The following is a 12,178-nucleotide window of genomic DNA, read 5'->3' as shown; positions in this document are numbered from 1 at the left end:
CCGACCCCGCCTTATGCCGCGCTGGTGACGGCGCTGAGGATCTGGTTGGCGGAGATGGCGACGATCGCCCCGACGAGCGAGCCGACGAGCATCTTCGGCGAGTCCCCGGAGCCGTGCTGCCACTTCTCCCACGCGAACTTCCCGCCGGAGAAGATCAGGGCGGCCACGCACGCGAGCGTGACGCCCCACAGCAGCCAGTTCAGCAGCTTGAGCAGGCCGCTCGCGCCCGGAGGCACTTCCGGGTTGATGTCGAAGTTGACGGCCCCCTGTGCGAGATACGCGACGTCCACAGCGGTCTGGATCATGAGTGTGTCCTCCGGGTGATTACTGCCCCGACCACAAGGTCGGGAGACTCGATTGGATTGCCGTGACGATGCCGACCCCGGCAGCGATCACGTCCTCGGGAACGGCGATCACGGCTCCCTTGGTCCGAATCGGCACGCCGTCGAGGGCGCGCCAGGTGGGCAGGCTCGACCGGGCCGCCGAGGCCAGGAAGCGATGCCAGCCGATCGCCCAGTGCGCAGCCACCGCGCCGGTGACGATCGAACGCAGCTGACGCACGTCCTTCGGGGGTGCTCCGGGCGCGTTCGCCACGGTGACCAGGCCGAGCAGCTCGCACGCCAGATCGCGGTTGCGGTGTTCGAGGATGAGATCGTGGGCGCTGGACAGGCCCTGGACGGTGTCGCGGCAGACCACCACCACATACGGCGATTCGGTCTGCCGGGCGTCACCGCACGGCCACCGATGCCGCGCATCCTCGGCGAAGTCCCAGTACTGGGCGAGGGTGGAGACCCCGGCCCCGCCGTGCGCGCCGAGCAGCCACACCGCCGGCCCGGGCGCAGCCACCGGGTACGGCTCGACCCTCACCTCGACGCTGATGCGTTCGCGGGTACTCATGCCGGCTCCCCCGCCCCGGCCTGGTGGCCGCCGGTGTCGCGGCGGCCGGCCTCGATGCGGCCCAACGCGTCGAGCACGTCGGTCCAGGCGTCGATCGAGGCGCCCGACAGGCGGCGGTGATCGACGGTGCCCGGCCGCGCCAAGCTCGCATCGAAGGGCACTTCGACGAAGCCGGCGACCCGTGGGGCCAGGTGCTCTCGGATCGGTGCCGGATCCACCAGGCGGTGCGGCATCTGGTGCGAGATCGACACCACCGTGCGCGCCAGCACCCCGCGGCCGTAGGTGCCGAGGAGCCAGTCGAGGCCGGCACGCATCCGGGCCAGCGGTTCGGAGCGGGGCGGGGCGACGATCACGATCGCGGCACCGGCCTCGAGCAACGGAGCCAGACGCCGTGAACGCAATGCTGTTCCGACGTCGTGGATGCGGGCGAGCCGCCGGTCGGCGAGCAGGCTGTCCACCAGCGCCGGGGCCGTGGCGTCGCCGTGACCGACGACGACGGCCCCGGCGCTGCTGACGGCCATGCGCGAGCCGAGCCGGCGGATCGCCCGCGCCGGGTCGATCGGTTCGACACCGACCCGGTCGAGCAGGTTCCCGCCGCCGAAGGTGCCGTCGATCGCGGCGACCTGTGCATCGGTGCCCAGGCGCAGGGCGGTGGCCAGGCCGAGGCAGGTGGTGGTCGCGGCCGCGCCCCCGGATCCGGCCACCACGATGGCCGAGAGGTGTTCGGGCTGCTCGAGTTTCGGGCTACGGCGCAGTGCGACAACGTTGTTCATCGGTTCTCCACGTTCGCGATCTTCAACCCGCCGTCGGCGGGCAGGGTGGTGATCCACTGCCTGTGGATGCCTTCGTCTCCCACGGGCGGGAACTTCAGGAGCACATCGACCGACCAGCGGTTCGGGTCCTCGGTCGGCAGCACGGTCACGCAGTGCTCGGTCCCGACCGGCACGGCGTCGATGAAGCTCTGAATATCGTTGCCGGGCAGGACCATCAGCTCTGTGACGGCCGTGCCGTCCCGCTCGACGTAGTAGGCGTGCTCGAACGCCTGGATCACCGCCGGACCGGAATCACGTCCACCGGGGCCGTTGCCGACGATCCGGTCGGGTTCGGTGACCGGGGCGCACCACAGCGGTGCCGCCGCGGTCGCGGTCGTCGAGGGGGTGGCCGAGGGCGAGGCCACCACTGAGGAGGACAGCAGCGGCGGTACCTGCGGTTCGTCGGTGCTGCCGGTCATCGCGGTGACCACCGCAGCGGAGACCACCGCCAGCACGGCGACACCGCCGCCGACGAGCATCCCGGTGCGGAACCGATCGCCGCGCAGCTTCGCGGGAGCAGCGGCAGCGGTGTCGGTGACGGGCACGGCGCGGGCTCTGGTGGCGACCTCGGCGGACTCGGGGGCCGGAGTCGGCAGAGGAGGACGGGCACGGCCGATCGCGGACTTGAGACCCCCACGGCTGCGCTGCGGGATCACCAGCGGACCTCGCGGAATGTGGGCGCGCACCCAGTCTGGGGCATCCGCATAGGGATCGACCTCGGTTGCAGCGCCGCCGTTGTCGGCAGGGTCGTGGACCTCGGGATCGGTGAGAGAAGGTGAGGCCGGATCGGGCTCGCCGGCGGTGTCGGCGGTGAGAATCGGTTCGAGTTCGGTCTGGATCACCGCGTCGGTGTCGGAGGGAGCGGGCGCCGGGCGGGCATCGACCGGTTCGAGGTCCGATGCCACCACCGCGTCGGCGATGGTCTCGTCCGGGATCGGGAAGTGCAGCGATCCGGTCGCAGCGGTCTCGGTCGGAGTCGGCTGCGGACCGTAGTGCTCGGTCACGTCCGGGAAGAGTTGTCCTCGATTGCCGGTCGACAATGTGTCCTCCGTCGGCGGGTGGTGGGGGCGGGGCTACCCGCCCCCACCGGCGAGATGTTCGGGCAGGTCAGGCCGGGTTGATGCCGTCCGCGGCCGCGGTCGAGATCATCTCGGCGGCAGTGCCGGCCGAACCGTCGAAGAACGTGGCGAGCACGGTGTCCGCTCCCGCGACGACACCGTCGCCACCGGGCTGGACCTTCACCCACTCGCGGACCTGCGAATCGACCTGCGGAGCGGTGGTCACGACGCTGCGCACGGCGTCGGCCGCGGCCTGCCCGACCGGACCGGAGGAGCGCCACTGCTCGACCGTGGCCCCGGTCTGCTCGGTGAGCGCCGCCTGGTGCACATTCGGCAGCTGCACCTCGATGGGCTGGCCTTCGTCGTCACCGGCACCGAACGCGGTCCCGGCCGCCAGACCGGCCGCGCCGCCGACCACCGCACCGGGGACCGCGCCGACCGCAGCGCCGATCGCTGCGCCTGCCGCGGTCCCGGCCACGCCGGTGGTCACCGCGGGCAGTACCGGGATCGGCAGCGGCACCACACCTCCGGCCGCCGCCCCGGCGATACCACCGAGGGTGCCGCCGATCAGCGCGCCGGGAACCGCCCCGGCCGCAGCGCCGGCCGCGGCGCCGGCCACCGTCGCACCGATCTGCGCAGCAGCGACCCGATCGGCACGGCTGGCATCGACGCCGACCGAGGTGTAAAAGGTGGCGACCTCGGAGCGGATCAGACCGGCGGTGTTGTTGGTGCGCTCGCGGTCGTCGTCGGTGACCCAGTTCGGCTGGGTGACGTGGACATCGCCGATCATGATCTTCTCGGGCGGAGCGAGGTAGATCGGGGCCGGGGTGACCGGCTGCGGCGCCCGCAGCGTCATCGGGTCGATCGGCGGTGGGGCGCTTTGCCGCTCGTAGCGGTTGGTGTCGTAGTTGTAGTCCGGCAGCGGCGCGTACTGACGCTGCTGCGCCGGAGGCGGGGTCCAGTAGATCTGCTTGGCCGGAGGAGCCGGGGCCGGCTTCGGGGCGCTGGTGGTGCCGCCCTGGGTGGACGGGGCCGGGGTGGTCACCCCGCCCTGCGAGGGCAGCTCGACCGGAGCGGCCGAGGCCAGCCCCGACCCTGCTGCCACGATCGCTGCGGCCGTGGCGGGCACGACGCTCGCCTTGGCGAGCCGCGAAGCCCTGCGCTGTGTGCTCATACTCGCTTCTCTCTCTTCTCGTGTGTGTCGGGGCGGGACATCAGTTGAGTGCGGCGGCCGAGACGCCGCCCTGCTCGAGCACTGTCGGTCCCGCCTCGACCACATGCGTCGTGGCCGCGGCCGGTGCCGAGGTGGTGGAGGCGACCGTCTGCGACGGCGTGCTCGACGTGGTCTCGGAGGTGGTCGGCCGCGCCGTAGTGGTGGCCGAGGTGGTGGGAGCCGCCGAGGTGGTGAGAGCCGTCGACGTGGAGGCCGAGGAGGTGGCGGCGTCGAGGTCGGCTGCCGCCGCAGCGAGCCAGGACGCGACGAATCGTGTCGGGGCCTGCCCACTGGCGGTGGCCGGGACCGACCCGTAGGAGCCGTGCTCGGCGGCGACGTTGCGCGCCGTCGTCATCGCCACCAGATCGAAGGCATCCCGGTTGGCCTCGACCTCGTTCGCCACGACCTCGAACGCCTGGCGCACGAGGCGTTGCGAGGTCGCCGGGGGAACCAGCTCGGGCAGCACACCGACCGTCTTGGCGGCGAGCACACCGAATGCCGCGGCCGGGTTGGCCAGCCCGACCGCCGCGACCGCGGCGATCGTCTCCGGGGTGAGCACCTTCTTGGCGACCGTGACAGCGGCGTTGAGGCCGATCAGCCCGACCTTCAGCAACGCCGCGGTCACGTCCTGCCCGGTCGGGGGTGTGGCCCGCGGATCGGAGGCTTCGGCCAACCGCTGCGAGATGGTCTTCTTCGGCTGGATCGACACCGCCTGGAGGGCGTTCTTCGGAGCCGCAATGTCCTCGTTGACCACCTCGACGGCGGTGGTGAACGCCGTCGAGGCCAGGGCCCGACCGACCGTGGCGACGGCAACGAACGGATCACCGCCGACCTCGACCTGCCCGGCGACGTTGACCACCGCCCGCACGATCGGCGCATTCGCCGGAGCATCACACGCCAGATCACCGGTCTGGCACCAGGACGACACCCGACCGGAGAGGCCGCCGTAGTCCTCGGTCAAGTCGGCGACAGGGCCGATGCCGCCGCCCTCCGGGGCCACGAACGACACCGATGCCAGACTCTCGACTGCCTCACCCGTGGTGCCGGGAACCGGCGACGGGGCGGTCTGCGAGGTGCCAGGGAACAGCCCCGAGCCGGCGCTACGGGTCGGTGTGCCGAACAGCGCACCGGCAGCGACCGAACCGGCCGGCACCGCTCCGGTGCCCTGGCCGACCGACCGCAGGAAGTTCGAGGCGGCGTGAGCGCCCTGGGAGTAGCCGACCACCGCGAGCTTGGCCGACGGACACTGCTCGAGCACCGTCTTCGCCGCCAGGGACAGGTTCTCCTCCCCCTCGGTGACCGACTCGACGTACGACCGGCCACCGCCGGGGGTCAGGCCACCGAACGAACCCGGATACGGCACATAGGCCCGGTCCACGCTCGCGCCCAGCTCACGAGCCTGATCGAGCATCGGCCCCATGATCTTCGAGAGCATCCCGGTATCGACCTTCACCGGCGCATCCGGTGAGGACTCCGTCGTGCCCTGCATCCCCAGCACATACAGATCCGGGCACCCCTCGACCAGCTCGTCGAGCCAATTCGTCTGCGCGTGCACCGGGACCAGACCACCCACACCGGCCATGACCGCAACCGTGGTGACGGCGGTGGCCACAGTCCGCGTCCCCCAACCCTTCATCTCTCTCCCTCCCGAACAGCCGTTTCCCAATGCCAGCAGTCATTCCTGTCTGCTCCGAGAAAGAAACGGGGACAGCAAGATACGGCGCAAAGCGACTTTCGGAGAGAGCGGTTGCCTCGATTTCGGAGTATGGGTCCGTTGTCGTTGGGGTGCCAGGCAAGGTTCCGGGTTGACGGATCCCGGATCGGTCGCCTTCGCTTGGATCTCTTCAGCCGTTGCGGCGGGCACTCGACGCACCGGCTGTGCGGACTCGTGTGCGTGGAGGGGCTCACGTGAGAGACCCATTCGCCGACAAGACTGACGCTGCACAGAAACCTATGCAGCCTTTGCTGGTACTGAGCACGACGTCGCTGTTCACGATCCGGGAGTGCGATCAGGACTTGGCTGCCCTCGGGATTCGAGTTGAGCGGGGCCGCTGACCCCAGGTCGACGGAGCAGCGACGGCCTGAGGTCAGCGGCTGCAGTGGACGCGGCGCGAGGGGTCGCCGGCCACAGTTCGGGAGCGGGTACGACCGATCGCACCCTTCATTGAGTGTTGGGCGCAGGTGTTCGGCACTCGGTGGTACGCGCAAGTTGATTCCCCGGGGTTCCGTAGCTGGCTCTGGGTAGAGCTCCGCCAATCGCGTCAGTGCTACGTCCGAGGCCGACCACGACAGACCTCGGGAAACCCCCGGAAGGGGCGCGAGCGGATCGTAAGCAAGAGCGGCGCGTTCGCGCAACACGGCGGGCCCTCCCCCTCCTCGGCGCAGCACCTTCAGTGCGGGTCCTGAAATTGAACCGTAGATTATCTCCTCATAATTGTAAACACTAGGGGTACAAGGGAACGGGAAGGGGCGAGACAATGAGCGGCGACAGGAGGATCCAGGGCAGGGAGTAGAGTTGGCTCGAAGCGGCATGCACGGCTTCAGTGGCGCTCGCCTGCGCAGATACCGCCAAGCGCTCGACATGACGATGGCTGACCTCGCTGATGCCGCGGAGGTCTCGGAAGCGACCGTCTCGGCTTGGGAGACCGGCCGGGCCGCCCCTACACCACCCTTGTTGAAGCGCGTGGCCGACGTCTTGCGCGTCACCGTCCCGGACCTTGCTCCGATCCAGGAAGGCCGGATGACGCTCAGCGACTTGCGCGCTCTGGCTGGTCTCACGCAGGCAGAAGCAGCCCGAGAGCTCGGCATTTCGGCCACCGTGCTCGGGCGTATCGAAAAGGGCCGCAAGGACTACGACAAGGATCGGGTGGCGAGCATGGCCAAGCTTTATGGGGTGAAGTCCTCGGTCGTTAAGGCAGTCTGGGAGCGCGACCGTGCGACACGCCAGGAGTACATCCGACGTCTGTAGATTCCATCACTAAAATAACTCCACATGCGTGCCTCGATCGTGGAGGGTCGATGTTGCACTGGATGACTTCTGTTGCGAACTGGGGGCGTGTCGCTCCCCTTCTTCCGAACCAACCTGGGACAAGATCAAGGGCGTTCGGAAGCAGTGACGAGGAAGGGCCGACACCATGCCTACGCCAAGCAAGGGGCCGCGCAAGGAAGTGAAAACCCGCGTTCCGGAAGACGTGCGCGAAGTGCTGGAAGTGATGGCAGCCAATTCCGGTGCCAGCTCACTCAGCCAGTACGTAGCGGACCTTCTCTCCAGCCTCGCCGGCCGTCCGGACCTTGTACGAGAAATCCACCAGGAAGTGATGCCGATGCCGCTCTCCGCATAGAAAAGTGCGGCGGAGTCCTCCGCCGCACCAGCACATAGCCGAAGCGGTTACTACAACTGAAATGCGAAAACCCCCGGCGGGCAGGCCGAGGGCTTTCGTCTGAAGTTGGCGAGAACGAGTTGGCGCTCGTTCTCGGTACCGCATATCCCCGAAGGGACTGTCTTGCCGGACAGGTCTCAGGGTACATCGCGCCCTGAATCAGAGCCAACGATCGCTGCGCGTGTCGCCACTCTCACCGGTGACACCTCACCGAATCGGCACCTTTTCGACGTGTGCACGCGCCGCTGGTCGCCGCGTGCCCGGGTGCGGATCGACCCGGATCGCACCCACACGTATGCCACCACGATGGCCATGCCCAGCCAGGCGCCCGGATTTCCGTGGGCGATCTACCTGGCCGGCGCGGACCATCGCTACCGCCTGCTGGCGTTCGACCTCGACAGCGGGCGCCACGGCCCCGAGGTCGCCCGCGTCGATGCCGACCGGCTGGCCACGCACCTGGCGGAGCTCGGTGTTGCGCACCTGCGCGCCCGGTCCGGGCCCACCGACGGGCAGCACCTCTGGCTGCGCCTCGCCGCCCCGGGCGCCGCCCCGGACGAGGTGCGTCGCCTCGCCCACGCCCTGCGCCAGCACTACCCCAGCCTCGACCCCGCGCCCCTGACGAACCCCGCCACCGGCGCCGTCCGCCCGCCCGGGGCCCCGCACCGCCGCGGCGGGCAGTCCCGACCCCACCTGCAGGGCGCCGCCCTCGAGACCGCCCTCGCCCGCCTCGACACCGAAACCGCCCCGGAGGTGGTGGACTGGTTGCTCGCCCGGCACCCGCACTCCGCCGCCCCGGCCCCCCGCCGTCCCGCCGGGGCGGTGCGCATCGTCGATCCGGCCTCCAATCCCCGCCTGGACCGGCCGCGCCGTCCCCTTACCGACACCACCCGGGCTCTGCTGGCCACGGTTCCGGCCCCCGGAGCGGACCGCTCGGCGATCGTGCACAGCATCTTTCTGGGCATGGCCCGCGCCGGACACAGTCTCGCCGATGCTCGGGCGGCCGCCGCGACGGCGCCGGGACTGGTCCGGCTGCGCGAGGACCGCGCCCGCGGCCGCGAGGACACCGACCGGCAATGGCGCCGCGCCCTGGACACCGCCGCCGGCTTCGCCGCCGCTCCCCCGGCCACGCGGGCCCCGGTCGACGACGAACTCGACCGCATCGAGGCCGCCATCGGAGCCGACCCGGCGCACTGGGCCCGCCCCGGCGGGGCCAGTGACGAACGCATCCTCTACGCCCTGCTCGCGCTCGCCCGCACCGCCCGCACCCGCGTCCTGGACATCGACTGCCGGCGACTTGCCCAGGCCGCGGCCGTCGATGCCTCCACCGTCTCGCGGCGTCTGCGGGTGCTGGCTCACGAGTCCTGGGTGCGATGTGTCCGCGCCGGCAGCGGAACCCGGGCCGCCACCTGGCAACTCGAAGTCCCCGGACCGGTGGTATCGCTACCGGTTGCAACACAAGGGGAACCCGCCCCCGCTCCGGGGCACTCCTCCGCCCTGCTGGAGCACCACACGCACGATCTCTGGGCGAACCGGCCTGGGCTGGGTGGGGTGACTGCTCGTATTCACTGGGCTGTGATTTCGGGAAAACCCCTTATTTCCGGAGCGGGCAGAAATCCCGTTGAGGTGGCTGCCCTCACCGGCTACAGCCTCGCCACCGTGACTCGGACCCTGTCCACTCTCGCCCGCTTGGGCGTGCCTACCGACGTATGCGTCGATACCTTCTCTCTCCGAGAGAAACTCGATCGCGCTGCGCACCGTGTCGGGGCCGCCGGTGTCGGAGCACAGCGGGTCCGACGTCATCTTTTCGATCGGGAGCTGCACCGGTGGTGGATCGAAGAGCAGGAATGGCGCAGCCGACGCGGGAAGAAGACCGGCGTACCCCGCACGGTCTCCCTCACCATCGCCCTGCCGATCGACGCGCCCGCTCGGCTGCGGTACGGCCGATTCCCGGTGACCGACACCGGCCGCGCCGACTACCGTGCGGCACGAGCCGTGGTCACCCGCCTGTGCTCCCCCGCGGGTGATCCCATGGCCGATTCAGGCCAGCAGAATGGGAAGGCGGCCTGACACACCCTGTCTCCCCACCTGGACCGAATCAATATGAGTCGTCTACGCGGGCGATTTGAGCCAGAAGGAACGCGGCATGAGGCGGCCGATCCGGCAACTGGAACGGCCGCAATGTTACCGCGGCCTTGACCCAGTCACCATCTCCTGCATGCAGTCGCACGAGATCGCCGGCCTGGGGAACCGCACCGCTCTCGACTCTCCGAGCACTCGCTTGCAGGCTCGGCAGATCCTCGGGATGGACGACAGGACCAGTGACGTGCGCATACTGCCACTCCACCCACTCCGGAGCCCGACCGATCCACATCGCGATAATGCCTCGCCGAGCCTCGAACAGCGCGACATGGACATCAGCACCTAACAACCCCTCACGCAGCCCAAGAGCAGCCAACGATGGCATCGACGGCGGATATACATCGGACACGTCGTGATACAGCACTCGGACACCAGAGCCGTCTTCCATGGGGCGTAACACGACCTGCCACTGCATCGCATGACCGTGATCGTGCTGAACCGAGAACCACGTGCTCAGCACTCCCCCGGACCGCGGATTGAGCACCAGATTCAGGAATTCGGTCTCGCGCTCAAAGCAGATCGCTCGGTTGATGTAGTCGGCAGGGGTCGCGGTGGGAAGCCAATCTTCGAGCAACGTACCGGACATCGCCCCCGACTCCCACGTTTGATAGATCAACATTTCCTCGACCATCCAAGCCACACCCGAGGTCAGACGCCGCGTCCCCAACTCCTCCCCCGGCTCCCCCACCCACAGATGAATGCCGTGCACATCGCCGAACGGGCCGATAATCGGCCAGGCATAGAACCGCCACGACTGCCGCATCCTCTTCGACGACAGCACCCGATCGAACGGTTCACGGACTTCCCGGACGTACTCCACGATTGGCTCCACCGGGATGTCCGGTGCGGGCGACACCTTCCGTCGGAGCGAAGTCATCTCCTTCACTTCACCATCCGAGGCAACCAGCGTCGCAACACCCTCTACGAGGGTTTCAATCAAATGCCATGAACCCATCGAAGATCCCCCCTCTGTCTCGACCTGATCTCGATGCGGGGAGGCAGTGTAGCGAAAAACGACTGTTCGACCGTTAAGCGGGATCGATGATCATGCTCGGCCGTGTAGCGCCAGCTGTAGGCCTTCGGGCCGGATCGTCAACAATTCGGCCACCGACAGCTCATAGCCCGGCATCGGCGCAACCTCGAACCGAGTGAGGATCTCCGCTAGCGCCAGGACCGCCTCATGCAACGCGAACTGCCGTCCGATGCAGGACCGGGGTCCCACCCCGAACGGTTTGTAGGCGTGGGCCGGACGGGAACGCACGGTCGCAGGCAGGAACCGGTCCGGGTCAAAGGCCTCGGTGTCCCCGCCCCACAGCGTCGGATCCCGGTGCAACGCCAGCAACACCACCAGAACCGTCTGCCCCTTGCGCACCGGGTAGCCGGCCAGCGTCGTGTCCGTCCGGGCCTTGCGGAAGAACGCCGGGCCGGACGGCCACAGCCGCAGTGTCTCGTCGACGAGGCGGCGGACATAGCGCAGCTTCGCGACCTGTTCGAACCGGAGCGGGCCGCTGCCGTCGCGCACCTGGGCGATCTCCGACCGCGCTCGCTCGGCCATCTCGGGATGCAAGGACAAATAGTGCAGGGCGAACGACAGCAGGCCTGCCGTCGTCTCATGTCCGGCCACCAGGAAGGTCAGCACCTGATTGCGGATGCTCTGATCCGACAGCAGCTCCCCGGTCTGCGGATCGGGGAGCTCCAGCATCCGCTGCAGCAGGTCGTCCTGGCGCGGTGACTGTCCGTGGCGGCGTGCCGCGATCACCTCGTCCACGGTGCGCTGCATCAGCGCAATGTCCTTCGGGTGTTGACGCAGCGCCTTCCATCCGAAGATCTCCCGGATGACCGGCAGATCGTTCGCCGACTGCGACACGAACGACAGCGCCCGCGTCATCGACTCGACGAACGGATGCCGACCGGCGGAGAACGAGTCGAAGCTGTACCCGAACCCGGTGCGACCGATGACCTCCAACGTCAGGCGATTCATGTCCGAGGAGACGTCCACCGGACCCTGAGCAGCCTGAGCAGCCCAGTAGCCGCAGAGCCCGTCGACGCACTCGAGCATCACCTCGTGATAGCTGCGCATCGAGGATTGGCTGAACGCCGGCATCAGCACGTTGTGCGCCTGCGCCCACGCCGGCTCACTGTTGAACGCGGTGAACAGTCCGTCCCCGGCCAGCTCCCGCAGATTGCTCACCGGTGGGACGACTGCCTTGGCGAAGCGGGACTCGTCGAACACTTCCGCGGCTGCGTCCCCGCCCCCGACCACAACCACCTTCTTGCCGGCGATGTCGATCTCGAACACATCCCCGAGCTCCCGGACGAACTGCGCCTCACGCTGTACCGGCCGCCGAGGATCCAGACGCAACACATCTCCCAGCAAGGGCAGCCGCCACGACGGATGCGGCATCGCTTCTCCATGCCCGGTCTCAGCTTCGACGCGGACATCATTTGAGGCTTGCTCCCCCGCAGAAGTCATGACCGAAGTCTGCCGCACCGCTGTGCCGATCGCAGAATCGGTTCGGCTGGCATGACGGAGGAAGCGACGGCTACGGCCAAGTCGGGTGATGAGGGTTCGTGGCGGTTCCCCTCCCGTTGAAGCACTGCCGCTGAACGAACGACGGCTCGCTCAGCGGAGGCTTCACGCGTTTACTGTTATAGCGCTACAACGTCGTTGCGCAAGGT

11 protein-coding genes are annotated in these 12,178 nt (G+C 68.8%); 3 read left to right on the top strand and 8 right to left on the bottom strand.

Annotated features, from left to right (window positions below; all coding sequences use genetic code 11):
- Positions 1-11: 11 nt before the first annotated feature.
- The 6 genes from ACM26Y_RS25505 to ACM26Y_RS25480 all read right to left on the bottom strand — a co-directional run bounded on the left by ACM26Y_RS25505 (position 12) and on the right by ACM26Y_RS25480 (position 5,562).
- On the bottom strand, positions 12-305 hold the full coding sequence (locus ACM26Y_RS25505) for a hypothetical protein (RefSeq protein WP_416063826.1): 294 nt from the start codon (positions 303-305) through the stop codon (positions 12-14).
- A gap of 19 nt (positions 306-324) precedes the next feature.
- Positions 325-897, bottom strand: coding sequence for a hypothetical protein (locus ACM26Y_RS25500; RefSeq protein WP_416063825.1), 573 nt, complete (start codon positions 895-897; stop codon positions 325-327).
- Positions 894-1,670 (bottom strand): hypothetical protein, encoded by a 777-nt coding sequence (locus ACM26Y_RS25495; RefSeq protein ID WP_416063824.1) that lies wholly within the window; start codon positions 1,668-1,670, stop codon positions 894-896. Before ACM26Y_RS25495 ends, ACM26Y_RS25500 begins: the two co-directional genes overlap by 4 nt.
- Positions 1,667-2,713 carry a hypothetical protein gene (locus tag ACM26Y_RS25490; protein WP_416063823.1) on the bottom strand — a complete coding sequence of 349 codons (1,047 nt, stop codon included), beginning with the start codon at positions 2,711-2,713 and terminating at the stop codon, positions 1,667-1,669. Before ACM26Y_RS25490 ends, ACM26Y_RS25495 begins: the two co-directional genes overlap by 4 nt.
- A gap of 103 nt (positions 2,714-2,816) precedes the next feature.
- Positions 2,817-3,941 (bottom strand): insoluble domain protein, encoded by a 1,125-nt coding sequence (locus ACM26Y_RS25485; protein ID WP_416063822.1) that lies wholly within the window; start codon positions 3,939-3,941, stop codon positions 2,817-2,819.
- 40 nt (positions 3,942-3,981) lie between these two features.
- On the bottom strand, positions 3,982-5,562 hold the full coding sequence (locus tag ACM26Y_RS25480) for a cutinase family protein (protein WP_416063872.1): 1,581 nt from the start codon (positions 5,560-5,562) through the stop codon (positions 3,982-3,984).
- Positions 5,563-6,510: 948 nt separating this feature from the next.
- Here ACM26Y_RS25480 and ACM26Y_RS25475 point away from each other — a divergent pair.
- The 3 genes from ACM26Y_RS25475 (at position 6,511) to ACM26Y_RS25465 (ending at position 9,427) form a co-directional block, all read left to right on the top strand.
- The gene (locus tag ACM26Y_RS25475) at positions 6,511-6,948 is read left to right on the top strand and encodes a helix-turn-helix domain-containing protein (RefSeq protein ID WP_268744391.1); all 438 of its coding nucleotides are present in this window, start codon (positions 6,511-6,513) and stop codon (positions 6,946-6,948) included.
- A 166-nt stretch (positions 6,949-7,114) separates the two neighbouring features.
- A complete protein-coding gene (locus ACM26Y_RS25470; protein WP_139311051.1) occupies positions 7,115-7,321 on the top strand; it encodes a toxin-antitoxin system in 207 nt (68 codons plus the stop codon).
- A gap of 303 nt (positions 7,322-7,624) precedes the next feature.
- Entirely contained in the window at positions 7,625-9,427 is a 1,803-nt protein-coding gene (locus ACM26Y_RS25465) for a hypothetical protein (RefSeq protein WP_416063871.1), read from the top strand.
- Between the two features lie 28 nt (positions 9,428-9,455).
- Here the strand turns inward: ACM26Y_RS25465 and ACM26Y_RS25460 are convergent, their stop codons facing one another.
- Both ACM26Y_RS25460 and ACM26Y_RS25455 read right to left on the bottom strand, forming a co-directional pair.
- Entirely contained in the window at positions 9,456-10,454 is a 999-nt protein-coding gene (locus tag ACM26Y_RS25460; RefSeq protein WP_416063821.1) for a GAF domain-containing protein, read from the bottom strand.
- 90 nt (positions 10,455-10,544) lie between these two features.
- Positions 10,545-11,903, bottom strand: coding sequence for a cytochrome P450 (locus tag ACM26Y_RS25455; protein WP_416063877.1), 1,359 nt, complete (start codon positions 11,901-11,903; stop codon positions 10,545-10,547).
- Between the last annotated feature and the right edge of the window lie 275 nt (positions 11,904-12,178).

The organism is Rhodococcus indonesiensis, assembly GCF_047782815.1.
GTDB lineage: Bacteria > Actinomycetota > Actinomycetes > Mycobacteriales > Mycobacteriaceae > Rhodococcus > Rhodococcus indonesiensis.
Note: the sequence above shows the minus strand (reverse complement) of the source record. Positions and strands in the feature narration are given on the sequence as shown.

Coding starts and splice junctions, on each gene's coding strand:
- ACM26Y_RS25500 (WP_416063825.1), bottom strand. CDS start 897: ATGAGTACCCGCGAACGCATCAGCGTCGAGGTGAGGGTCGAGCCGTAC.
- ACM26Y_RS25495 (WP_416063824.1), bottom strand. CDS start 1,670: ATGAACAACGTTGTCGCACTGCGCCGTAGCCCGAAACTCGAGCAGCCC.
- ACM26Y_RS25480 (WP_416063872.1), bottom strand. CDS start 5,562: ATGGCCGGTGTGGGTGGTCTGGTCCCGGTGCACGCGCAGACGAATTGG.
- ACM26Y_RS25485 (WP_416063822.1), bottom strand. CDS start 3,941: ATGAGCACACAGCGCAGGGCTTCGCGGCTCGCCAAGGCGAGCGTCGTG.
- ACM26Y_RS25505 (WP_416063826.1), bottom strand. CDS start 305: ATGATCCAGACCGCTGTGGACGTCGCGTATCTCGCACAGGGGGCCGTC.
- ACM26Y_RS25470 (WP_139311051.1), top strand. CDS start 7,115: ATGCCTACGCCAAGCAAGGGGCCGCGCAAGGAAGTGAAAACCCGCGTT.
- ACM26Y_RS25475 (WP_268744391.1), top strand. CDS start 6,511: ATGCACGGCTTCAGTGGCGCTCGCCTGCGCAGATACCGCCAAGCGCTC.
- ACM26Y_RS25455 (WP_416063877.1), bottom strand. CDS start 11,903: ATGCCGCATCCGTCGTGGCGGCTGCCCTTGCTGGGAGATGTGTTGCGT.
- ACM26Y_RS25460 (WP_416063821.1), bottom strand. CDS start 10,454: ATGGGTTCATGGCATTTGATTGAAACCCTCGTAGAGGGTGTTGCGACG.